Source organism: Anabaena sp. 54 (assembly GCF_017355725.1).
GTDB classification, from domain to species: Bacteria; Cyanobacteriota; Cyanobacteriia; order Cyanobacteriales; family Nostocaceae; genus Dolichospermum; species Dolichospermum heterosporum.
Genome location: NZ_JAAVWA010000001.1, coordinates 205,129 through 229,756, shown reverse-complemented (window position 1 = coordinate 229,756; position 24,628 = coordinate 205,129). Strand labels below are relative to the sequence as shown.

General features: G+C 39.5%; 16 protein-coding genes. 2 read left to right on the top strand and 14 right to left on the bottom strand.

Annotation, left to right across the window (positions count from 1 at the left end):
- Nucleotides 1-104 precede the first annotated feature (104 nt).
- Nucleotides 105-2,117 carry an NACHT domain-containing NTPase gene (locus HEQ36_RS01250; protein WP_168635015.1) on the top strand — a complete coding sequence of 671 codons (2,013 nt, stop codon included), beginning with the start codon at nt 105-107 and terminating at the stop codon, nt 2,115-2,117.
- A gap of 62 nt (nt 2,118-2,179) precedes the next feature.
- On the opposite strand, the gene HEQ36_RS01245 is transcribed toward HEQ36_RS01250, so the two are convergent.
- The 8 genes from HEQ36_RS01245 to HEQ36_RS01210 all read right to left on the bottom strand — a co-directional run bounded on the left by HEQ36_RS01245 (nt 2,180) and on the right by HEQ36_RS01210 (nt 7,380).
- Nucleotides 2,180-2,725, bottom strand: coding sequence for a (2Fe-2S) ferredoxin domain-containing protein (locus HEQ36_RS01245; protein WP_168635014.1), 546 nt, complete (start codon nt 2,723-2,725; stop codon nt 2,180-2,182).
- A gap of 142 nt (nt 2,726-2,867) precedes the next feature.
- Nucleotides 2,868-3,071 carry a putative nitrogen fixation protein NifT gene (gene nifT / locus HEQ36_RS01240; RefSeq protein ID WP_168635013.1) on the bottom strand — a complete coding sequence of 68 codons (204 nt, stop codon included), beginning with the start codon at nt 3,069-3,071 and terminating at the stop codon, nt 2,868-2,870.
- Entirely contained in the window at nt 3,046-3,333 is a 288-nt protein-coding gene (locus HEQ36_RS01235; RefSeq protein ID WP_015078853.1) for a nitrogen fixation protein NifZ, read from the bottom strand. Before HEQ36_RS01235 ends, nifT begins: the two co-directional genes overlap by 26 nt.
- On the bottom strand, nt 3,323-4,453 hold the full coding sequence (nifV, locus tag HEQ36_RS01230) for a homocitrate synthase (RefSeq protein ID WP_039201681.1): 1,131 nt from the start codon (nt 4,451-4,453) through the stop codon (nt 3,323-3,325). Before nifV ends, HEQ36_RS01235 begins: the two co-directional genes overlap by 11 nt.
- 446 nt (nt 4,454-4,899) lie before the next feature.
- The gene (locus tag HEQ36_RS01225) at nt 4,900-5,106 is read right to left on the bottom strand and encodes a DUF2949 domain-containing protein (protein ID WP_027404318.1); all 207 of its coding nucleotides are present in this window, start codon (nt 5,104-5,106) and stop codon (nt 4,900-4,902) included.
- A 268-nt stretch (nt 5,107-5,374) separates the two neighbouring features.
- A complete protein-coding gene (locus tag HEQ36_RS01220; RefSeq protein ID WP_027404317.1) occupies nt 5,375-5,629 on the bottom strand; it encodes an Asr1405/Asl0597 family protein in 255 nt (84 codons plus the stop codon).
- A gap of 28 nt (nt 5,630-5,657) precedes the next feature.
- Complete coding sequence (gene cysE, locus HEQ36_RS01215) at nt 5,658-6,389, bottom strand: serine O-acetyltransferase (protein WP_053540243.1); 732 nt, start codon at nt 6,387-6,389, stop codon at nt 5,658-5,660.
- 550 nt (nt 6,390-6,939) lie between these two features.
- Entirely contained in the window at nt 6,940-7,380 is a 441-nt protein-coding gene (locus HEQ36_RS01210) for a DUF2141 domain-containing protein (protein ID WP_053540242.1), read from the bottom strand.
- 559 nt (nt 7,381-7,939) lie between these two features.
- On the opposite strand from HEQ36_RS01210, the gene HEQ36_RS01205 reads away from it, so the two are divergent.
- Entirely contained in the window at nt 7,940-8,887 is a 948-nt protein-coding gene (locus HEQ36_RS01205; RefSeq protein WP_168635012.1) for a DUF928 domain-containing protein, read from the top strand.
- A gap of 193 nt (nt 8,888-9,080) precedes the next feature.
- Here the strand turns inward: HEQ36_RS01205 and HEQ36_RS01200 are convergent, their stop codons facing one another.
- From HEQ36_RS01200 to HEQ36_RS01175, 6 genes are all read right to left on the bottom strand, one after another.
- Nucleotides 9,081-11,207, bottom strand: a complete 2,127-nt coding sequence (locus tag HEQ36_RS01200; RefSeq protein ID WP_168635011.1) for a CHAT domain-containing protein — start codon at nt 11,205-11,207, stop codon at nt 9,081-9,083.
- Nucleotides 11,208-11,369: 162 nt separating this feature from the next.
- The gene (locus HEQ36_RS01195) at nt 11,370-12,944 is read right to left on the bottom strand and encodes a reverse transcriptase domain-containing protein (RefSeq protein ID WP_290706444.1); all 1,575 of its coding nucleotides are present in this window, start codon (nt 12,942-12,944) and stop codon (nt 11,370-11,372) included.
- A gap of 509 nt (nt 12,945-13,453) precedes the next feature.
- Nucleotides 13,454-14,071, bottom strand: coding sequence for a tetratricopeptide repeat protein (locus HEQ36_RS01190; protein ID WP_290706443.1), 618 nt, complete (start codon nt 14,069-14,071; stop codon nt 13,454-13,456).
- A gap of 92 nt (nt 14,072-14,163) precedes the next feature.
- Nucleotides 14,164-19,362 carry a filamentous hemagglutinin N-terminal domain-containing protein gene (locus tag HEQ36_RS01185; RefSeq protein WP_290706442.1) on the bottom strand — a complete coding sequence of 1,733 codons (5,199 nt, stop codon included), beginning with the start codon at nt 19,360-19,362 and terminating at the stop codon, nt 14,164-14,166.
- Nucleotides 19,359-21,260 (bottom strand): ShlB/FhaC/HecB family hemolysin secretion/activation protein, encoded by a 1,902-nt coding sequence (locus tag HEQ36_RS01180; protein WP_205748392.1) that lies wholly within the window; start codon nt 21,258-21,260, stop codon nt 19,359-19,361. The genes HEQ36_RS01185 and HEQ36_RS01180 overlap by 4 nt, the downstream gene beginning before the upstream one ends.
- 359 nt (nt 21,261-21,619) lie before the next feature.
- Complete coding sequence (locus tag HEQ36_RS01175) at nt 21,620-23,866, bottom strand: CHASE2 domain-containing serine/threonine-protein kinase (protein ID WP_233455376.1); 2,247 nt, start codon at nt 23,864-23,866, stop codon at nt 21,620-21,622.
- Nucleotides 23,867-24,628 lie beyond the last annotated feature (762 nt).

The following is a 24,628-nucleotide window of genomic DNA, read 5'->3' as shown; positions in this document are numbered from 1 at the left end:
TTCCATGGAACGTCTCTACAAGGGTTTTAGGATACGCATATTTAATTTCTGGAGATGTCTACTGGTGATTAAGACGCTGGTGGAGTTATTTGTGGGTGGGGGTAATGGGGCAAAATCAGGATATTGGCAATAGCTCACTTGCAAATAGTGAAGTTCAGCAAGCTCAAGCAGGGCGAGATGCGTTTAGTTTTCAAAATAGCAACGATAACCAAGTCACTATTAATAATATTATCTTGCGGATGTTTGGCAAATCAGAGTCACCGCAGGTTAATTGGGAATGGGGAAAGTTAATACTAGAAACAAAGCAGTTACCTGATATTCGTCAACGCTTGACGGATACGTTGGGACGGAAGCGCATTTCGATGGATGTCTCTCTGCAAGAACAGCTATCTTGGGTAAATCGAACTTTGCAGATTGATGATCAAGATTATGGAACTCTTGATGCCAATAAATTACTAATTGAGACCTATGGAAGAGATGATATTGCCGGGAAATTGCTAATTTTAGGAGCGCCGGGAGCGGGAAAAACTACAGCGTTGTTAAGTTTAGCAGAGCAGTTAGTTGAGGGGGCGCTGAAAAATCCCCAAACTGTAATTCCGGTTTTATTTGAGCTTTCAACTTGGCGTGATGATAACCAAAGTATTGAACAATGGCTAATTGAGCAACTTTATGAACTGCATGGGGGAAACCGCAAATCTAAAATTTATGAACGCTGGTTAGAGCAACGGGTGTTATTGCCTCTGTTGGATGGTTTAGATGAACTGGGACTAGAAAGACAGAAAAAATGCACTATTAAACTCGAAGAATTTGCCCAGCACTATCCTCATGTCGTTGTCTGTTGTCGCATGAAAGAATTTGCAGCGGTAGACATGAAGCTGAAAACATTCAGAGGTGCGGTGTATCTCCAACCTTTATCGGATATCCAAATTCAAAATTATCTCCATAGCCTAAATCGCTCAGAATTATGGTCAGTGATTCAGAAAAATCCTGACTTGGAAAAGCTGCTAGAACTGACTTCAGAGGGTGAGCCGGGTTTGTTGCGTGTGCCGTTGTTTGTTAAGCTGGTTATTGATGTGTATGACCCAGAACAACCCATTAGCAGCAAAGCGGACTTATTAGAGAAGTATATTGATCGTCAGTTGTTGAGAGATACTCGTGAGCAAGACCGCCGCAAAGAAAAGGAAAAGGCTAAATGGGCATATAAAACAGTAGAAGATGAACCCCACTGGAAAAAAACCCGACGTACTCTAAGTTGGATAGCAAGGCAATTGCAAGCTAACAACACGGTAGAGTTATTGATTGAGCAAATCCAGCCGAGTTGGATTGAGTCTGAAAAGTTACTGCGACGCTATCGGCGGATTGTTACTTTGACATTTGGTTTGATTGGAGGTTTGATTGGAGGGCTGATTGGAGGGCAGCCTGGAGCGTTTCTTTTCTCGTCCTCGCTGAGTTTTGGGCTGTTTGGAGGGCTGCTTAATGGAGGGATAGTGGATCTAATGGGTAAAATTGAACCTGTAGAAGCATTTCAAATTTCCATATCTCGCGCAGCGAAACGAAAATTTTTAAAGAATTTCTCTCGTGGGCTAATTGAATGGCTAGGTTTTGGGCTGATTGGATCGATCATTTTCGGTTCGCTTTTTGGGTTGATTCCAGGGCTAATTTTCATGCTGATTAGAGGCTTGAAGGAGGAATTAAAGGTGCGATCTTGTCCCAATCAAGGCATTTGGAATTCATTAAACAATATGCTATTTACAACAATCCTTAGCTATCCCTCCGGCGTGATTTTGCTTATGACGAGTCCAGTGGCTCACAGAGTAGCAGAAAAGCACGACTGGCTAAATGATTTGCGGGGGATTTTTTTCCGCAACTCACCCCAGGATTTGCCGCTACAAGTAGTATTTATGGCTCTGTTCTTCGGCTTCTTTGCAGGAGGTGGACGAGCCTGTTTGCAGCACCTTTGTCTGCGCTTTGTCCTTTGGCAGAGCGGTATACCCTGGAATCTTGCCCAATTCCTGGACTACTGTGTTGAGCGGCGGTTACTTTTGCGTGTGGGTGGGCGTTATCGCTTCCTGCACCGGGAACTCCTCGACCATTTTGCTCAGTCCCATCATGTTTAGGGCGCAGGGTCTGCGCCCCTACGGGCTTTGCGATTGGTGTGTACTGCTATATTTTTCTGATATTAACTCAAATGATTCTCTAACAAAGAAGCTATAGTCTCTGGCTGCACTTTCTTGTATTGTTTTTTACCTAACATCAAAACACAATTGGGAGCGCTGCTACAGCGTTTTTGACAGTCGGTATGTTCAATGGTGACTTTATCAGATAAACCGCGATCGCCTAAAGTTTTTTCTAAGTCTGATAATAACCCCTTTCCACCCCGTTTCATGCAACCAGATTTTTGACATACCATAATCTTGGCTTTAGGTTGAGGAAGAGGAAGGGGATGTTTGACAAGACAAAAACCAACCGCTTGAATTTGATAAGCTTCGAGTTTTAATTTCCTGTTACGGGGGTTTAATTTACTAATAGCATCTATATGAATTTGCTCACCAGGGACTAAAGATAAACCTATAGAACAACGTAAATTTTTAGGAATTTTAATTTTGATATTTCCCCCGGCAATTCCTAACTGTAAATGCTTATATTTTCCAGTTTTTTTCCCCGCAAAACCTAAAAACTGTCCTTCAATATTTAATTCCGATAAAGCCAAATATTTTTCACCCATTTGTGATAACCCAATTTTTTCAAGAGAAAATTTAATAACTTAGGAGTCAGGAGGAAGAAGAAAGAAGAAAGAAGAAGGAAGGAAGAAGGAAGAGGAAAAAAAGAGATTTTTACCTTTTACCTTCTTGGTATTGATGGGAATTTTAAGGAAGACGTTTAGCTTCTACTGTTACGGGTAAACGACTTTTATCGGGAAATTCACTAAATTCTAGTTCCCAACCATTAGTTAAAGTGAGAATTTTACCTGCTTCACCATCTCTTTCTTTGACTACTTCTTCTTCTAAATCTTTTTTAGGGACGTAGACAACTAAAGTACCAGCATCATTCATTCGGAGCATTACTTTCATGTGTTTCCTCAGCAGATTCTAGTTCTCTTTTTCGACAACCGATGATGTACCCTGTTTCCAAAAAATGTACAGCATAGATATAATAAGCTTGCAAAAATGTGCCAATGCTGGAGACATAACCAACATCACCAATTTTTGCTAAAACTTCCCCAATTTCTCTACCGGGAAAAGTTCCATCGTTTTTGATTAGTTTCTTAACTCGAACTTTTTGACCAATTTCAAAAATGGGTTGCGAGTCCAGTTCTATTTCATCACGTTGCATGGGAATACCTTTTTTCGCTGACTAAATTTAATAATTCTTCTGTAGTGAGACTGCGTTTTTTAAGGATTGATTGCTGACGGACTACATCTAAAATAGCTTGGGTTTCTTGAGAATCGAGAAAGATTCCATGCTGTTCTAAGAGATTAGATAATGAATGCCGACCAGAATGTTTACCTATGACTAAACGCCGTTCCCAACCCACATCTTCAGGAGCATAAGGTTCATAAGTAACGGGGTTTTGCAGAACACCATGAGCATGAATACCAGACTCATGAGCAAAGGTATTTTCACCCACAATTGCTTTCCAAGGTTGAACATTAGCACCGGAGGCTTTAGCGACTAATTGAGATAGTTTTAACAAGTGTTGAGTTTGAATTCCTAAGTCAACACCGTAAATACATTTTAGAGCCATGATTACTTCTTCTAAAGCGGCATTTCCGGCTCTTTCTCCTAGTCCATTAACGGTAGTATTTACAGATACAGCACCAGCTTTGATTCCGGCTAAGGCGTTAGCAGTTGCTAGTCCAAAATCATTATGGGTGTGAATCTCAATAGGAATTGATAGAGTTGATACTAAATGCTTAACTTTAAGGTGAGTTCGGAAGGGATCAAGTACCCCAACTGTATCACAAAAACGAAAACGTGATGCTCCCCATTCTTGCGATAACATGGCAACATCTTGGAGAAAGTTTTCGTCGGCTCTAGAAGAATCTTCACCACCAACTGATACCCAAAGACCTTGATCTAAGGCGAAGCTAATACAGTCTTTGAGCTTTTGTAAACTTACTCGCCATTGTCCATGAAATTTAGCGGCAATTTGCACTCCAGACACAGGAATAGCAATATGTACTCGCTCTAGTCCACAGGCTATAGAAGCTTTTATATCTGATAATACAGCGCGATTCCAACCTAATAGTTTAGCGTTTAAATCTAAGTTACGAATGGCAACAATGGCGCGAATTTCTTCTTCTCCCATTGCCGGAATTCCCACCTCTAATTCATGGACACCAATGGTATCTAGGAATTGAGCGATCGCTACTTTTTCTTCTAAGTTAAAAGCAACACCTGCTGCCTGTTCCCCATCACGTAATGTCGTATCATTAATCATGATTTGATACATTTTCAACATCCCTCTAGCGGAGTTTTTTGTAATATCCTTGTTCGCTACAATTCTTCATGGTGGTAGATGGGCAATAAATTCTTAATTGAGCGAATAAATCATGAATCATGATTTACGATCCTTAATTATTAATCAAATATTTCTGTTGCATCTGTATGACAAGAAACAAAAGATAAGTATAATTTATCCAATATTTCTGGTGGTATTATTTGTGGATTTTGTTAATAGCCAATAACCCAGACAGATATTAGTAAATCCTGTAAAAAATAACATACTCATACCAGCAATCAAACTAAGTAGGTTAGCATTGAAAATTGTCGTTTTGGGAAGGCAAGAGTGAAGAAGCTTTGGGTGATTTTACTTTTATTTACACACTTTGGTTTTATTGTGTTCACCTACTTAGTAATCATAATTATTACCTCTTATGTTTACTGGTAATTTTTCATCTACCTCAATTCAGGATGTTCTGCAAGCCAATCAAAAATTCTGTCTAGTTGTTGCAAATCCACTAAACCATATTGCCAAAGCAGCATCGGTAAAGGTCCATGATTGAACTCAGGATGTCGCGTTGCTACAGCAATATCAGCCTGGGAAAGTGCCAGTTCTTTTTGGAGAAATTGCAGTAACTTCCTATCAATACGATTAATTACCATAATTGGACATTGACAATTGAAATCAACATAAGGTACAAGTTATTCCCATCAGCAATTACTAATTTTTTAGTTTTAGTAACCTGGGTGAACCTTAGCTTATGTGAATTATCTGGAATATGCAAGATAGTTTGTGAGTGAATAATGACTTGAGATCAATCAGACTTGCATTAAAAATTAACCTCTGATATGCTTTGGATTAGACAGGGCTAGAATTATTAATTGTTATCAGTCGTACTAATCAAAAAAACATGATTGTTTCCAGCAATCTTTACTCAACACCGTTACACAAACAATTCTCTAACCATGTCACCAATTGATGACGAGAAGCAAAAAATTGCATCAATGTACTACGAACAAGAATCGCTTCTTCTAGGTTATTAACTTGCACGCGCAAAGACCCATCCGGGGGACAGGAACAGGAAATCATCAACTCTTGCAACCGATGATAAATACACCATCTATCACCTAAAGGAACTTGCAAAATTTGTTCACCGACAGTTAAAAAGTTACAATTTGGTGACATCAGTAATTCACAATTTATGGAGTTAACTTTATTGATCATCTTGGTGATGATTAGTGAGAGTTTGGACTTGTTGTTCTAACTGCTCAATCCGCGAGAGTAAAGAACGAATCACACCTGCCTCTATATCGGGTAATTTGCCATGTTCTAAGGGGGAAATGGGGTTACTAGACTTAGGAGCAATAATCCGTCCAGGAATGCCCACCACAGTGGCATCTGGAGGCACATCACGCAAGACAATTGACCCTGCACCAATACGGACGCGATCGCTAATTTGGATATTTCCTAATACTTTCGCACCCGCACCGACAACAACATTACTACCCAATGTCGGATGACGTTTACCGCTTTCTTTGCCAGTTCCTCCCAATGTTACACCCTGATAAATGAGTGTATAATCTCCCACAATGGCAGTTTCACCAATGACAACACCCATGCCATGATCAATAAATACACCCTTACCAATTTTTGCTCCTGGATGAATTTCAACACCTGTGAAAAATCGTCCCCAATGAGAAATCAACCGGGGAATAAAACTCACATTGTGGATATGTAACCAATGTGCAAGACGATGTAAACACAGAGCATGAAAGCCGGGGTAACAAAATATGACCTCTAACCAATTACGTGCTGCTGGATCACGCTCAAAAATAATCCGAAAATCACTGATTAATGGTTCTAAAAAAAATCTAAAACCTTCATGTTTACGTAGCTTTGTATTTACAGTCTCAGTCTTAATGATCCTGTTTAATGACTGGTGCATTGGTATTGTTAGGTGAAAAAATCCTGTACTGTTTTCATGCTTATATCAGATAACTTCCAAACAGACAGAATTAGCAACGCAGATTAGATTTATTAAATTTATTAAGCTTGTACTCAATATGTTTAACTGCCTATTTAACAGAACTTTACATTTTCTCTTGGGGTAGGGGTACTAGCTTTTGATCACAGGGGTACTGGTATTTTCAGATCAGGGATGCAGCTTTTTTGTACTCACCAGAAACCTCTTAACCTGTAGGACTTTACAGCTATTTAGGCAAGATATTCTTCCATATATTTAGTTGTACTCATTTCCTGATAAACACTGTTTTGATGACAGTAAATATAGATTTTATGTATTACCTACTACTATTATTATTTTATTATTTTGGTAGTGGAAAGGTGGATTTCTTTATTTTATTTTCGGATTTGTTTGCTGTATGTGGGGATACAAAATTGTAATAAGATCCCCGACTTCTTTGATTCATTCTGTCCATAAATAATAAATCAATGTTAGAAGTCGGGGATCTGGGTATGAACGATTGCTATATCAATCAAGAACCAAAGAAATATTTCATCTTAATCTTAATATCAGTAGTAGTTTTAGATACAGCAACAGCCGAATCATTAAACTTAGGCGGTCCGGTGAAAACCTCTGGATTATTAGAAAACCCAAAACCTTCTATGGGCGCACCAAAAGAACCAGTATCGAGATTACCATTTTCATTGGCATCATGAATTAATCCAACAGCATAACTACCCGCTCTCAAGTTATCGAAAGTCAGTTTTTGAGATATTTTTGTGATCTTGATACATTGGGATTGTAAAGCATTTTTACTATCACTAGGAAATCCCTGACTTTTATCAAAAAGCGTAGCACAAATTTGTCCAGATTTGTTTCTGAGTCCCTCTACTTCAATTGTCAGACTACTATTCAACTCTGCCTTAGCATTAGCTAAAAAGAGTAAATTTCCCAATATAGGGAGTAGTAACATTAGCCCCAGACTTGATGTTTTCCGTAACACAGTGTTTAACTGTTTCTTCACTAATTTACCCTCTATTAAATAAAACTAATATGTTACCTACTAGCCATGTTGATTTTCTGATGGCGTAACAAATGCGAGAATCTTACTGTGTCAGTATAGCAAAAAGTAACAAGATGTCGAAAATCATGGAGATTACAGTCTAATATGCTGACAGAGAAATTAATTGATAAGTAAGTGAATAGCAGAAAACCGACATAAGTAACGGAAGGTAAAATTGCCCAAAATGCCTTCTCTGTCGCTGTTCACCCTTTCCTATTTCTTTGTCATCAGGACAATTTTTAACGCTAACTTACTTAATTAAAACTAATCAATTAAAATCCGTCATCATTAAAATTATGGAGTATAATATGTTTTGTGTTCTAGCTTAAACCAACTGCAAAGATCCAGATTTTATCTGATTGCAGAACAATGACCCTATAAACGGCAACTTAACAGTTACATATCTCGGTGATTCCAGACATTAAGGATTGATTAACAAAGGACTTTTCAACCAATCATTATCTGTTTTATGCGAAACTCCATTCTGACAGGATTACTTCTAGCGGGGTTTCTATCTCTACCTTTAGAGGTGGTCAGTCACACCCCCGGTTCATCTGTTGCTCTAGCTACTCCCAATAATCAGAACCGTGAACGTTACAATCAGTATATGCGGGAAGGGTACAAAAAAACCGCAGTTAGAAATTTTAAAGCAGCTTTACTTTCTTTCAAGGAGGCTGAACAATTAATTCCCGGCGATCGCTATGCTCAAAATGCTATCAGAAATGTACAAGCCTACATTGGCCGGGGTAAGGTACTTAGACTTAGCTTTGTTCCCACCAAACCCATGAGACTGAGACAAGGAGCAACCAGAACAGGATCAACAAGAAGTTGCTTAAATGCTGTTAGTAGTTTGGATGGGAAAAATCATCAATCAGAATTGACAGCCTTAACAGCTATGTCTGATACTGATAGCTCACAACTGACGACATCAAATCATCCGACATTCTTTTTCTACATTCCTAAAACTGCTGAACCAATTCAATCTCTCGAATTTGTCCTCAGAGATGAAGCTGATGAACCCTTGTACACCAAGAATTTCAAAACACCTCCCCAAGGTGGCATTTTCAGTATCAAAGTACCTGATCATCGCCCATTAAAACTGGATCAGAAATACAATTGGATGTTGTCAGCAAATTGCTCTAATTATGGCAAACAAGCAGGCCTGTCCTTAACTGGTGTAATTCAGGTTGTTAAAGATGATAACCTCTCAGATGCCATCCAACAGACCAGTAATCCTATAGAGCAAGTAATGCTTTATGCTGCATCTGGAATTTGGGAAAATGCCATTACCACCTTGGCTGATTTACGTCGTCAAAAACCCAATGATCCCACAGTTCAGGATTATTGGGAGCAATTATTAACATCAGTTAAACACTTGGAAGAGGCAAACATTGCCCAAGAACCACCTCTGAATTGAGGATAATTGAGCAGTTTTTTTGCAAATACTTAACCCAGATCCCCGACTTCTTAAAGAAGTCGGGGATCTTTTTGATTTTGATTTAAGAGGATTGAATCTTTTGTACATTTAGTTTGTATAATTATAGCGGGCAAGATGCCCGCACCACAAAGGTTAAGTAAATTGTGGTTATCAAATTTAGCTGCGTAACAGCTTACAACCAATTACCCAAAAGAACGTAACCTGCCCAATAGTTAGGATCTTTGTAATCCTGACTTTGCAGTAATGCTAGTTGGGCTTGACGTAAAGCATCAGCTTTACTAATATTCTGATTCTTAAAAGCCTCATAAAACTTAGCCATGAGCATGGAGGTTGACTTGTCATCAACTAGCCACAGAGTTCCCAATGTACTCCGTGTACCTCCCCTGATAGCAACACCTGCTAATCCCAAAGATGCTCTCTTGTCCCCCGTTAAAGTCTCACAGGCACTCAACACCAATAATTCCACCGGATCTCTCGAACGCAATAAATTATCTAACTCATTGACTCTTAGCTTCTTATCGGAGGTAACAATAAAAGTCTGATCAGGTTGGGAACTAAACGCACCATGGGTAGCCAGATGAATAATTGAAAAAGAGGAGGAATTAAGCCTATTAGTCAAGGCGTTGCTGGTAAACTCTTGATTAAGTAACTTAGTTGAATTAGGCAGTAGGGATTTAATGTTGTTAATTTCATCCTTCACAGACTTTAACTCACCAAAATCTCTACCTTCAATAGTTCGTGAATCACTCAACCCAGCGATTAAGGCCGGGACATTTTTCTTTTGGAAACGCTGAACGTCCACCAGTTGCAAACTAGGAGCTAAAGCAATATTATACTGTTCGATTAGATATTTTGGCTGACCGTTTTCCTGACGCTTGTTTAACACAGACATGGGAAAGTTTTGCAAAGAACTATCCAGGACAAAAACTAAAGTTTTCACCCCACTCTCCTGTAAGTCTTTTTCCCCAGGACCAATGATCAAATCATATAATTTTTGGGCAATAACGGGTAATGTACGACCACTACCAGTATCTTCAGCGGTAATAATAGTTATTCCGTCTGCAATCTGACGCTCAAAATCTTGTTTATTTTTCTCAATCTTGGAAGTATAACGAGTTAAAGGCTTTTGGGGTAACTTGACAATCACCTCAAAACGGTCTTCTAATAGCACAGGATAAATCAGCGCGGCGTTAGGATCTTGTTTATCAATCACCTCATCAATACTCACTGACCTGCTAGAATTATCATCACAGGCTGATCGCAAAAAGTTTTCTAACTCTGCTAATTTTAAAGAATCAATGGTTTCACGAGCCAATTTCAGGTCTTCTGCTGGTACTTCTTGCGGTTGCAAAAGTAAACTCACATATTCTAGGTAAACAGGCTCAGTATTTTCCCGGAAATTAAATTGACTGTCTCGGTTAACAGCGACAAGATCACGGCGGAGAGATTTCAGTGTTGCTAATGATGTTTTATAAGAGTTAAGAGCCTCTTTATTTTTACCTTGAGCCTTAAATATCCGTCCCTCTTGCCATTGCCATTGATAGGTTAGTTCTGGTGCTTTAGCTTGGCGAGAATAATCTAATGCTTTTTGGGTGTAATTATTAGCACTATTCCAGTCTTGACGACTTTCGGCTAATTGACCCAATAATCCCATGATAGAAGATTGTGTCCCCTTGTCTTCCAATTGACTGGCAACTTCATCAGCCTGATTTAACATCTTCTCCGCTGCTTGGAAAGATTCTGCTTTCACAGATGATAAATTTAGGGTCGTTGGTTTCAGACAATTCGGCTGTTGTTGCTCTAAACACAGAGAATTTTTCACGTATTTAATTTGAGCATAAATACTTTCTCGACTGGGGGATAAATAGGTTAATGGAACTTTGATTTGATTTTTTAAATCAGTGGCTTCTTTCCATTTTTCCTGTTCCATTAAGATTTCTAATTGACCCAATTGAGATTGAAGTTCTATAATCTGTAAAGAAGGCAAAGGAGACTGAGGTTTTCCAGTTGGTGAAGGAAACTGAGACTGAGGTTTTCCAGTTAGTGAACGAGACTGAGGTTTTTCAGTTGGTGAAGAAGAAAGAGAAGCCGCTTCTTTATATTGAGCTAAGGCTTGTTCTTGGTATTCAAGTCCTTCCTTATTATTTAGTTCTATATTTCTATTAGCTAAGTCCCGTTGAGTGTTACCTAAATTCAGTAAAACCTTACTCTGATCTTCTCTAGAACCACTTTTTCTGGCAATATCTAAACTAGCCTGGAGAATTTTTTCAGATTCTGCTAAATTACCTGTCAGACGCATGACATTACCAAGACTTCTGAAAGCCTTAGCTTGATAGGTTTTCTCAGAATTAGCTGATATTTTATCCTTGATTGTAGGTAGAGTCGAGGGCGGGTATTATCCCGCGCCCCTCTCTGTTAAATCTGGACGTGCCACTTTCACGGCATCCAGCTTCCGATGTTCTTAGCTTTCGCTTTTGCTCATGTGAATATAATCGTGGCAGCTTTCATGAATTGCTAGAAGGTTTTTAGGTTTACCATTCTTATGGTTTCCATCTATATGATGTAAGTGTACCTTCTCATCACTGAGCATTTTTAACCCACAATTACCACATTTATGGTTTTGCCGTTTGAGGGCTTTAGAGGTGTTACCGTCATATAACTTACTGTTGCGTTCGCTCCAGTAGGTTATATCTCCGTCGTAGGGTGATTTTTCACCTTTGACATTGATATGTTTATTTTCGGAGTAAGGGACTGCTGGGAACGCCTTATCTAGTAATTGCTTACTAGTGTAGCGATTCTGCTTTGTTTCCTTGTTGAATACCCTAAATGCTCTAGTTTCGATGTGGAATAACGAGTTTCTTGACCCGTCCATCTTGCAGAAGCGGTGGTAATTCCTCCAACCTCTAACTACAGGGGCTAATTTCTCAGCCTTTGTGGTAGAACCATAATTCGAGTTGTTGACGATGTGTTTTACTTTCTTGCGGAAAGCTTTGAAATTGTCCGCTGATGGGACGCATCTAAACTTCCCGTTTTTCTGGACTTTAAAATTCCAGCCGAGGAAATCAAACCCCTCTGTCGCGGCGGTTAACTTTGTCTTTTTCTCACTGACTTTCATTCCCCGCTCTGCTAAGAACTGACTGATTTTGTCAAGTATATCAGTTGCATCGTCTTGTGGTCTGAGTATTATTACCATATCATCGGCGTAGCGAATTGATGGCTCAATAATCCTTTCCTTTGGGGTCTTGTCTGTGATTCTGTAGCCTGACATCTGGTGATATCTGTGAATACTTTCAATCCCATTTAAGGCGATGTTAGCTAAAAGTGGACTTACCACCCCGCCTTGAGGTGTTCCTTGTTCAGGAAACTCTGGATTAACTCCGGCTTTGAGACAGCGGAATACTCCCTGTCTTATACTCTTAGGAGCGATAAGTTTATCCATGATGGCGGTATGGTTTATCCTGTCAAAGCATTTTTCAATATCGAGTTCTATAACTCGTTTATCTATTCCATTGCAAAATGAGCGTAGGTTGTTGAACAGGATTTTCTGGGCATCGTGAGCCGAACGCCCCGTCCTAAACCCATAGCTGTATGCGTGGAAGGTTGCTTCGTGCGCTGGTTCTAATGCGTATTTGATAAGGCATTGATACGCCCTATCGGCAATAGTGGGGACTTTGAGAATCCGGGTTTTACCATCCTTTTTAGGGATGGGTATTTCACGCAATCCCTGGTGATTCCAGTTATTGCATTCTGTTCTAAGTTTTTCATTTAGTTCAAACCTTTGCTCGAATGAGAGCGCGGTTTTCCCGTCAATTCCCGCTGTCTTTTTCCCAGCATTTAGCTGTGTTACTTGACGAATAGCCAGTAATCTTGCTGCGGTTGATTTCAGAATCAGCTTTTGTAGGGACTTAGCTTTGCGCTTGTCGCCAACTTGAACCGCTTTGTACACTCGTTTTTGTAGGCGGAATAGGTTACGGCGGAATTTCTTCCAAGGTAACGTTTTCCAGGATTCACTAGAGTTTTCTCTGTGTCTAATCATGCTCTGCTCCAATTTGTGTATTCTGAACACCTCAGACCAATTACGGTCTGTCCTACCCGAATTGAAGGAGTTCCGCTGCTCGTCTAGCCTACTTTAGGGTTCGACCTCCCTAAGACCCTCAATCCGTTTTTATTCGTTCCCTCGGTTAGATTGTTAGTTCCTTTAGGTGTAGCCATTTCAACTACTGGAATCCCTAGACTCTTGCCGCTATTAATTAAAGATGCGGCGGGAATTAATTCCAGTTAAGTCAGGATTTTTAATGTTGTGTCCTGCTTCGTAGTTAGTCGCTTTTCTAGGCTCTGTTTCACCGTGGGAACTCCCCATTAGCACCAGTGTCACCCCACAACGGATGTCTGATTGCGCCCTGTTCCTAGCTTCGACCTCCCGAAACCGAGTCGGGTCATCGTAGGCAGATAGGGAGTCATACCTGAGTCTGGTAGATGGGACTTACACCCATATCAGACCGAGAGTTCAACCTTTCCTCTATTACTAGAGTTGGGTTGGTTAGCTTATGTACGGGCTGGATACCGTGATTCAACTAACAACGAATCGCACTTAATTTCTACATCAGAAATCATACATTTTTTCTCAGTATAACCAAGAACAGCCAATAAAGTTTGACAAGCTCGCGGATACAGTCCCAAGTCTTGCATAGCTTGAGCTTGGTTAATCTGATTTATCAACCCCATTTGATTATTTACAGAGTTGGGATATAGTTGTGCTGCTTGCTGCCATGTATTTAAAGCTGCTTGAGAATCTCCGGTTTTTTGCTGAAGTTGTCCTTGAATGTCAAGGGCTTGAGCTAAAACCCTCTGTTGTTCTGTAGTAATTTTAGCAGACTCCAAAATCTTCAAACTTAGGTTAATTTCGCTCTTAGCTAATTCCCATTTTCCCTGTTGCTGATAAGTCAAAGCAAGATTACTTCGTACTAAGGCTTGATTAAGAGAATCCTGGGGTAAGGACTGGATAGCTTGTTCCCAAATTGGGATAGCTTCGCTAAATTTCCCAGCTTTATACAATTGGCTTGCTTGTTGAATTAATTGGCCATTATCCGGTTTATTTGTCTGATTTTGGGCAATTACGGGAGTAATAGTCAGGGAAAAACAAAAAAGTAAAATCAGTGGCAAAAAACGATAGAATCTTTTTTTGCAGAGAAAATTTGTTTTTCTGGGTTGTTTTCCGGGTTGTTTTCTGATTTATGCTCATTTTCAACTCTACCTTAATTTGATGCACAAGTAATAGCAGTATTGACTCTCTCAGCGGGGTTTCCTGTGGAATGACCGACCAAAACCACATCTCCCTGACTATTGATTTCCCAACCCTGGGCTGGAATAATGGTTTTAAATGCTGTTTTCTCCATGTTTGCAGATGTAGAGTTAATTGCTGATGATGATTTTACAGATGTGGGCGCAATTAAACTTACTTCTACCTCACTACTACTAGGCAGTTGATCTGAAGTCAAGGCTAAACCCCCTCGACCTTTAACTATTAATGAATTTGAATTTTGTGAACTTTGTCCTTGACGGCAAGAATTGGTGATAATGGTAGCAGTCAGTAAATTTTCCGGTAAATCAATTAATCCTTGACTAGGATCTACTTCTGGAGTATTCGTTTCTACAACTCCATCAACACCTGTTTCCGAACTAGCGTCAATTTGCTTACCTTTATACCCGAATATTCCCTGGGTGGTAATCTTGATATTGCCACCCTTACCTTGCGTTGCGTTGGCACTAATGTTACCACCATTACCAATAATAAATTTAGTGTTAATTGTCACGTTACCACCATTACCATTTTCCCCCGCACTAGCTTCAATTTTGCTATTATTTTGACGGATAGTATCGGGAATATTCAGGGTGATATCACCGCCCTGACCACTTTTGGTACTGGCTGAGATGGTAGAATTATTCAGATTTAGGTTATCTCCTATTAGAGTAATATTACCACCGTCGCCTGATCCTTGACTATTCACAGTGATTTGAGAACTATCCAATTCTATCAGTGTGGGGTCAATGTTAATGTTTCCTGCTTTTCCCGTAGAGTCTGAAGTAGCGCTGGAGGAGATGGTACTATTGCTTAATTTGAGGTTGTCTGTGATGTCAAGTTTAATGTTTCCTGCATCACCGTTAGCACGAGTATCAGTAATAATAAGACCACTATTTTCCAAGGTTAAATTAGAGGTTGTAATTTTGATATTACCCCCTTTTCCTTCACCGTCATTGAATAACGTGAAGGAGTTATCATTAAAACCTCGATATACTATACTACCAACAAAACCTTGATCATCAATAGTAATGTTACTTGCTTTAATGTCAATATCTCCTGCATTGCCTATACCACCAGTACCAGTATTAATTTGAGAAGAAAATGAACTATTATTGTCACTGTAACGGCCTTTGATGTTTATATCACCAGCTTTTATAGTGATCTTCCCGCCGTTCCCGTCTCCTCGTTGTTTAACAATTGTACCGTTTGGAAGTGTTTCATAACCACGGATAAGACTCGTTATCCCACCACCATTAGTTAAAGACAAAGAACCTGCTTTTAAGTTTAAGTCAATGTTCCCTGCATTACCTTTGGCACCTGGATTTACATCACTCCGAATGCCGTTAAAACCATCTATTTTTACATCTGCTTTTACACTATCTTTTGCTGTAATGTCAATATTTCCTGCATCGCCTATACCATTGGTACTGGCATCAATAAAACCACCATTTTCCAAGGTTAAATTAGAGGTTGTAATTTTGATATTACCCCCTTTTCCTTCACCGTCATTGAATAACGTGAAGGAGTTATCATTAAAACCTCGAGATACTAAACTACTAAGAAAACCTTGATCATCAATAGTAATGTTACTTGCTGTAATGTCAATATCTCCTGCATCGCCTATACCAGCAGTACTAGTATTAATTTGAGAAGGAAAGCCCTTGATGTTTATATCACCAGCGTTTATAGTTATCTTGCCGCCTTTTCCGTCTCCTCGTTGTTTAACAATTGTGCCGTCTCGAAGTGTTTCATAACCACGGATAAAACTCGTTATCCCACCACCATTAGTTAAAGACAAAGAACCTGCTTTTAAGTCAATTTTAATGTTTCCTGCATTACCTTTGGCACCTGGATTTACATTACTCCGAATGCCGCTAAAACCATCTATTTTTACATCTGCTTTTACACTATCTTTTGCTGTAATGTCAATATTTCCTGCATCGCCTATACCATTGGTACTGGCATCAATAAAACCACCATTTTCCAAGGTTAAATTAGAGGTTGTAATTTTGATATTACCCCCTTTTCCTTCACCGTCATTGAATAACGTGAAGGAGTTATCATTAAAACCTCGAGATACTAAACTACTAAGAAAACCTTGATCATCAATAGTAATGTTACTTGCTGTAATGTCAATATCTCCTGCATCGCCTATACCAGCAGTACTAGTATTAATTTGAGAAGGAAAGCCCTTGATGTTTATATCACCAGCGTTTATAGTTATCTTGCCGCCTTTTCCGTCTCCTCGTTGTTTAACAATTGTGCCGTCTCGAAGTGTTTCATAACCACGGATAAAACTCGTTATCCCACCACCATTAGTTAAAGACAAAGAACCTGCTTTTAAGTCAATTTTAATGTTTCCTGCATTACCTTTGGCACCTGGATTTACATTACTCCGAATGCCGCTAAAACCATCTATTTTTACATCTGCTTTTACACTATCTTTTGCGGTAATGTCAATATTTCCTGCATGGCCTATACCATTGGTACTGGCATCAATAAAACCACCATTTTCCAGGGTTAAAGTTGAAGTATCAATAGTAATACCCCCGCTATTTCCCACTCCTGTATTGAATACCCCACTAGTTAGAAATCCCCCAATAGTTACACCTTGGGAAGCCTTAATGGCGATATTCCCAGCATTACCTTTACCAAAGGTACTGGCATTAATAAAACCACCATTTTCCAGGGTTAAAGTTGAAGTATCAATAGTAATACCCCCACTATTTCCCACTCCTGTATAATTTACCCCACTAGTTAGAAATCCCCCAATAGTTACCCCTTCAGTAGCTTGAATTTCGATTTTTCCCGCATTACCTTTACCACTGGTACTGGCACTAATAAAACCACCATTTTCCAGGGTTAAAGTTGAAGTATCAATAGTAATACCTCCACTATTCCCCTGTGCTTTATCTTTTACGTCACTAGTTAGCCTTCCTCGGACATTTACCCCTTGAGTAGCCTTAATTGCGATATTCCCAGCATCACCTTTACCCAAGGTACTGGCATTAATAGAACCACCATTTTCCAGGGTTAAAGTTGAAGTATTAATGGTGACTTTACCCCCGCTATTTCTATCTATTGTCTCTATTGTACTGAATACCCCACTAGTTAGGAGTCCCCCGACAGTCACCCCTTGGGTAGCGTTAATTGTGATATTCCCAGCATTACCTTTACCAAGAATATTGGTACTAATAATACCACCATTTTCCAAATTTAAAGTTGAAGTATCAATAGTAATACCCCCGCTATTTCCCTCTCCTGTATCCGTTACTCCATTGGATAGCCCTCCCCCAATAGTTACCCCTTGGGTAGCGTTAATTGTGATATTTCCCGCATCACCTTTACCAAAGGTACTGGCATTAATATAACCATCCTTATCTACAGTTAAAGTTGAAGTATCAATGGTGATACCCCCACTATTTCCCTCTCCTGTATCCGTTACTCCATTGGATAGAAATCCCCCAATAGTTACCCCTTGGGTGGACTTAATTGCGATATTCCCAGCATCACCTTTACTATAGGTACTGGCACTAATATAACCACCATTTTTCAGAGTTAAATTGGTAGTGCTAATTGCGATATTCCCAGCATTGCCTTTACCATAGTTACTGGCATTAATCAAACCATTCTTATCTACAGTTAAAGTTGAGGTATCAATAGTAATACCCCCGCTATTTCCTTGTGCTGTATCGTTTACCCCACTAGATAGCAGGGCGTTTTCCCCGACAGTCACCCCTTGGGTAGCCTTAATTGCAACATTTCCAGCATTACCTTTACCATTGGTATCGGCACTAATATAACCACCATTTTCCAGAGTTAAAGTTGAGGTATCAATGGTGACAGTACCCCCAGTCCCTTGTGCTGTACCTTTTACGTCACTAGATAGCCCCCCCCGGACATTTACCCCTTGGTTAGCCTTAATTGCAACATTTCCAGCATTACCTTTACCATTGGTATCGGCACTAATAAAACTACCATTTTCCAGAGTTAAATTTGCAGTATCAATAGTGACGTTACCCCCATTCCCTTCACTAGAGGCAGCAAAAACACTGGTATTAATCGTACCACCATTTTTCAAAGTTAAAGATGAACTGTGGATATTAATATCCCCAGCATTCCCCTTACCAAACTCGTCTACAATATTAGCAATAGCGGCATTATCTAGGGTGACTTGCTCAATATTATTAATCTCAATATTCCCTGCTTGAGCATTTGCTGAACCTAAGTTCTTTTGTATCCCCCCACGCACCCTACTATTCCCATTCACATTCAAATTTCGGGAATTTATGGTAATACTACCACCACCAGCAGCACGGACATTGATTTCAGCACCATTACTTAAACTGACATTTCCCCTAGTCACACCTTGAGGAAAGGTTGAGTAGAAATTTTCGTTGAAATTAACAGTTCCCGTCTGGGTTAAACCACCCAATTGTATCTGACTTCCCGGTGATAAAATTCCCGCTCTCAATCCTTGTGCATCAACACCATTACCATTAATATTGACATTACCACCAATTAGCGCTAAGGTTTTGTCTTGAGGAACTTTCAATCCCTGACCGTTATTAAATGCTAGGGTAGAACCAGCTAGATTAACATTAATATCCCCAGGATTATTGCGGAAACCTAACCCTAGAGGAATATTCACAGTTAACAACGGTGGCGCTGTGGGATTAGTGGTAGTAAACTCGTAGTTATCAAAAACAATTTTATCCGCAGTGGAAGCGACAAAAGAACCTTTGACATCTAACTGAGCATTTGGACCAAAACTAATACCATTGGGATTAATTAAAAACAGGTTAGCATTACCTAACACCCCTAAAGTTCCGAAAATATTTGACTGACTGCTGCCAGTAACCCTGGTTAAAATGTTGTTAATATCAGCAGGGTTACTAAAATAAACTCCCTTACCAGCATCTACATTAAAATTAGTGAAACTGTGAAATAAATTAGTACCACGGGTTGCTCCTCCCTCAATGATATCACTGGTAAGTCCCTTAACAGTATCACTTCTAGTAGTAGAACCAACGGTATTATCCGGTGTCAGTTGCGCCTTAACTATCCCAGTATTAGCAGCGACAATCAAGCCAGTGACAATCTGTAATATTAATTGTTGAATTAGGGTTGTTCCAGATAGGTTAAGCTTCATAATCTTGACTCCACAGAGAAGTATAAACGGTTTTCTGATGATGTTTTATCCTGAGAATTCAGATCAATTAGAGTATGTCCCCAATCAATACGAGCCTTGAGTTGATCTGATTTCCACTGTAAACCCAGACCAGCACCGACCAAAGAGCCATCTTTGTTGGTATTACCAGGATTTACCTTAGTGTTACCACTACTCCATCCCGTGCCAAAATCTACAAAGGGAATAAGAGATAATCCACTTTGCTGATTGATTGTACGTATAATAGGAAACTGAAATTCTGTAGATAGTAAGAAGCCATTATCCTTTAATAAAGCATCCTGACGATAACCCCGGACGCTGGATAATCCCCCTATACCAAACTGTTCTAGAGGTACAAGACTCTCTTTGCTCAACTGTAAGTTAGAACGCACCATCAGTAACATATCATTTTGGCGATTTAAAGAACGTACGTATTGTCCCTGTCCACGCCATGCGAAGAAACGACTATCGGGAATACCGTTATTATTGGTAGTAGCATCCAATATCCCTAGTCCAAAATTAAATTGAGAATAAAGACCTAGTACAGATTTTGAGTTGCGTGTCACCCAATTTTGAGAAAAGGCAATTTTAGAAATGCGAGTTTCACCGTTGTCATTTGCACCAATAGACAAAGGAAAACCGTCTGGACCGAGTTTAGTTTTACTGATTTGTCGGGAAAAAGCTAGACCTAAACCCAATTCTTGACTAGGAGTTTGCCATAATGGTTGATTAAAACCTACTTCGTAGTAACTGGAGTTACCAGTAATATCTAGTTGATCAAAGGGTGGTTCTGTGACACTGGTTCTTGTGATTCCTCCAGAGACTTTAATTGTCCCATTGCGGGGATTTAGTGGTAAACCATAGCTGACATCTAAGGCGTTGCTACCATCGGTGTTAGAGTAACTAAGACTAAAACTATCACCCCAACCAGACAGATTATTGTCGGTAATTGTCGTTCCCCGTCGCCAACTACCGACACTGGGAGCGCGGCCGTTATTGGTGAAAATATCAATATGAAAGGTATCTGCTTCTTTGACCGTAACTTCTAACACACTTAAATCCGGTCGCACTCCCTGTGATATTTGTGCAGAAATATCCTGAATTTGTGGGTCAGTTTTCAGCAGTTGTAAAGCCTGAAGAATGCGCTCTTGATTGAGGGGAGCTTTTGTGCTTAAACCCAACCGGGAACGAATATAATCAGATTTTAAGCGTCGAGTCCCTTTAATAACAATATTTTCGATGCCTCCTTCAATAATTGTCACCTTAACTATTCCCCCTTGAGCGGAAATATTTTGAGGCTCAATCACCGCCGCAGAGTTGATATAACCCTGATTCCGGTACAGGTTATTTATGCGAGATTCTACTGATATTAAATCAGGAAATGTAATTTCTTGATCAATTAAATCATTGACTGCTGATCTTAATTTTTCCTGGGTAAAGGCTGTATTACCAACAAATTCAAATCCCTTGATATTCACAGTCCCCGGAATATTTTCCAAAGGAGAGGGAGTGACTGGAGAGGGTGGGGTTTCCAGTTTCGGTTCTTCTGTGGGTTGGGGAGTGGGTAGAGGGGGTTCAGGTGTCGTTAATGTGGGTCTGGTGGGGATTTGACTCATGATTGATTGTGCTTGAACAACCCCTGCATTCATCAACCCCAAGGAAAAGATCCCAAAACAAGCCATACCTACCCAAGCTGTTTGAGTGGCAGATAATACAATCGGGAAACTATGATTAGGTGGGTAAATTTTTAGGTTTTGAGGGTTTCCATGGGCGAAAATCCCTGATAGTAAGGAAAACCCGGCCGAGATGCTGGTAATATCATCTTGGCAATAATGCTGTTGCTGATAACTAACTCTCACACTGGATGCTGGCGGCAACATGGAATAACTCCCAAGTTTTTCAACACCCTCAGTATACGATGAATCGTAATTAATTTCACAAGTATTAATTTAAAATATGGTTAAAATTTATTAAATATCTTTGAGAATTAGCCTTATGTGGCTACCTTTCTTTAGTTCGCTTTTGTGAAAGGATTTACCCCCCTTAGTCCCTTGTGAAGAGTGAAAACAAAAATCCAGTCCCCTCCCCTTTACAAGGGCAGGGAGGGTTAGGGTGGGGTAATTTAATATACCGCTCTCTCCTCTGACTTAATTAAGATCTTCGGCGTTGCTGATTAAGGGTATGAATTTTAGTCTCACGCAAAGGCGCAAAGACGCACTGAGGTTTGAGTTTTAAAGATTCAATTTGGGAATTTCATACCTCGATTCAGCAACGCCAGATCTTCTAGTATCTCCTTAACTGACTCATATCTTTTGGTAAAATCAATACTTACCATCTTATTTAAGACTCTAACCAATTCGTCATTGTCATTGATAGTTGCTATTCGTTGCCAATTTTGCAAAGTCACCTCACCTGTGGGAGATGTGTTAGCAATGACAATTAAACCCGTATTCCCATGTCTCCGAAAATCTTTGGGAGTTATCCCTGTTAAGGCTTGGATAGCGATAATTCCCAAAGCATAAATATCACTGTTCAATCTTGGCATTCCATTCAATTGTTCACCGGGTGCGTAATTCATGGTACCAAAACCAATAGTCAGATTCTCTGGAGTCTGCTGTTGAGGTTGGATTTGTTTAACACCACCAAAATCAATCAAAACAATCTTATCATCTTCTTTTCGCCTGATTAAGTTATCGGGTTTAATGTCTCGGTGAATGACACCATAACTATGGACAAAAACGAGTACCTGTAAAACCTCTTTGAGGATATTGATTACCTGATCATAGGAGCAACATATCCCAGGAGTTAACTCCTTAGTCAAAGTATGACCCTCAATATATTCCTGAATTAAATAAAATTCCTGATTTTGTTCAAAGAATGCTAATAATTGGGGTATTTGTTGGTGTTTTCCCAAGGTTTCCAGAATAGATGCTTCATTATTGAATAGACGAGTAGCTATTTTCAAGTATTCTGGATCTCGTTTGGCCGGACTCATTTGTTTGACAACACAGAGAGGATTTCTTGGCCGTTGAGTATCTGCGGCTAAGTAAGTTTTACCAAATCCACCACCACCCAATCTCTCAGTAATTTGATAACGTCCTTTGAGGAGGGCATTGTTGTTTAATGGTTGTCCTGAAACATAATTGGTATTATTATACTCAGCATTGACCTGATGCGATCGCAACTGGGCGATTATCTCTGCTTGTTTCTCTAATATTCCCCTGATTTTTTGTTCTTCTTGCTTACTTGCATAATTACTGTAAGCAAGTACGGCATTAGTTGTCAAAATTAAACCTAGTGCGGGAGCAATCACTGGCAACCATCCAGCTTGAGTAAAAATAATAAAATTACCAGCAAATAGAACCAGCAAGGATATAGTTTGCCCTACACCCAAGCCTAATGGATGACGAATCCGACAGGCTAAAAATCCACCAATGACAGACCATGTTCCTATCCAGAGGAATTCACCCCAAAGAGGTAAAAACCAAAATAAAGGCTGTTTGTTTAAAACGGTACTGAGAATCTCACTAGTAATTTGTGCATGAATTTCTACACCTGTTATTCTCCCAGAATCGTCCGCTTTTCCAGAATTAAATGGGGTATTAAAAACATCTTTTAAGCTTGGTGCTGTAGAACCTATTAAAACAATCCGGTCCTTAACTAAGTTGGGTTGAATTTTACCCGCAAGTATGTCCGTAAGAGTAACTTGTTGGGCAATCTGACGGTGAGAACGATAATTCAGGAGAATTTGGTATCCTTGGGTATCTGCATTCTCATAACCACCAGAGTGAGCTTTTAGGGGTTTAAAAACAACATCCCGTAGTTTTAGTTCTTTCTCAGTTGTTAGTTGGGGTTGAATACCGCCAACTGCTAGATATTTTGTGGCTAACTGCCAGCTTAAGGAATAGGGACTTTGGCATTTATCAGACTTCTCCACATTAACTGAGATTAAATTACGGCGAATAAAACCATCAGTATCTTCCACTAGGTCACTAAATCCTGCCTGTGATGGTTCTACACCTTGGGGTGATGCAATACCATCACTTTTACTGTCAGCGTGTTTACAGACTGGGATAATCACATCACTTTGCTGTAGGCGTTGTAGTAGTTTTTCGTGACCAGGTTGTACTGGTAAGTCACGGAAAATGTCTAAACCAATGGCTCTGGGTTGATATTGTTCTAGTTTATCGAACAACCGATCTAAAGTTTCACTGGATAAAGGCCAATTCCATTTTTGCAGGTCTTCTTCCGTTATACTGATGATTAATAGTCGCTGATCTGGACCTTGATCAGGAAGTAGTTGTACCATCTGATCATAGATTTTCAATTCTATGGTCTCTAATACTTGCAGTTTCTGAAGTCCTATAACTAAGACTGTAACCGCACCACAAATAATCACTGGTTGGTTTCGGAATTTTAGGAAGTTTGACAACATTCTCATCAGTTTATTGATGATATTGGAGTCATGTAAAATAGTCCTTTCCATACTTTTTCAACTTAGAAACGATACTTAACTAGCTTGAATATATTTAAGCGGAAATCTGGAAAAGTTAAGGCGTTGCATAATGGCTACATTTCTACAACGCTTATATTAGACATCTCCAGAAATTAAATGTGCGTATCCTAGAACTCTTGTAGAGACGTTCCATGGAACGTCTCTACATTCTTTTTTGGAGATGTCTACTGTATAACCGATCTGGCATTACTATAGAGTATAATATATTGAAGATGGTTTTGTGTAACCAACTCAAAACTCTTCAAATACCTTCTAAGGGACTTCCAATTAAAAAAATACCCAAAAATTTCTTGTGGTGCGGGGCGAAAAGCCCGCTAATCATCAAGGACGGGCAGGATGCCCATCCCACAAAATTGGGTAATTTATTTTTTGGTGTTCCCTAAAACCCCTCTCCAAACCTCTCCTTTGCACCTCTCCCTAACCCTCTCCTCTTAGGAGAGGGAAAAGGAATAATATTTAATACTGGAGAGGCTTTGAACCTTGTTCTTTGTATGATAAAAAAGTCCAGCTTCTAGTACAAAACGGCGTAAATAAACCAACCATTCTAAATCCTCCAAAAGCCTATACTGTCTTCATTTTGACTTTTGACTTTTGACTTTTGACTTCCGCCTTGCGGTACTAGCCGTTTTGAGTATAAGTCCTAATAATGATCAAAAAATTAAATCTTTTGCAAATTATCTGCATTAATATAGATGGTGTAATTAGGCTGTATTTATTGTATAGCAAGCAATA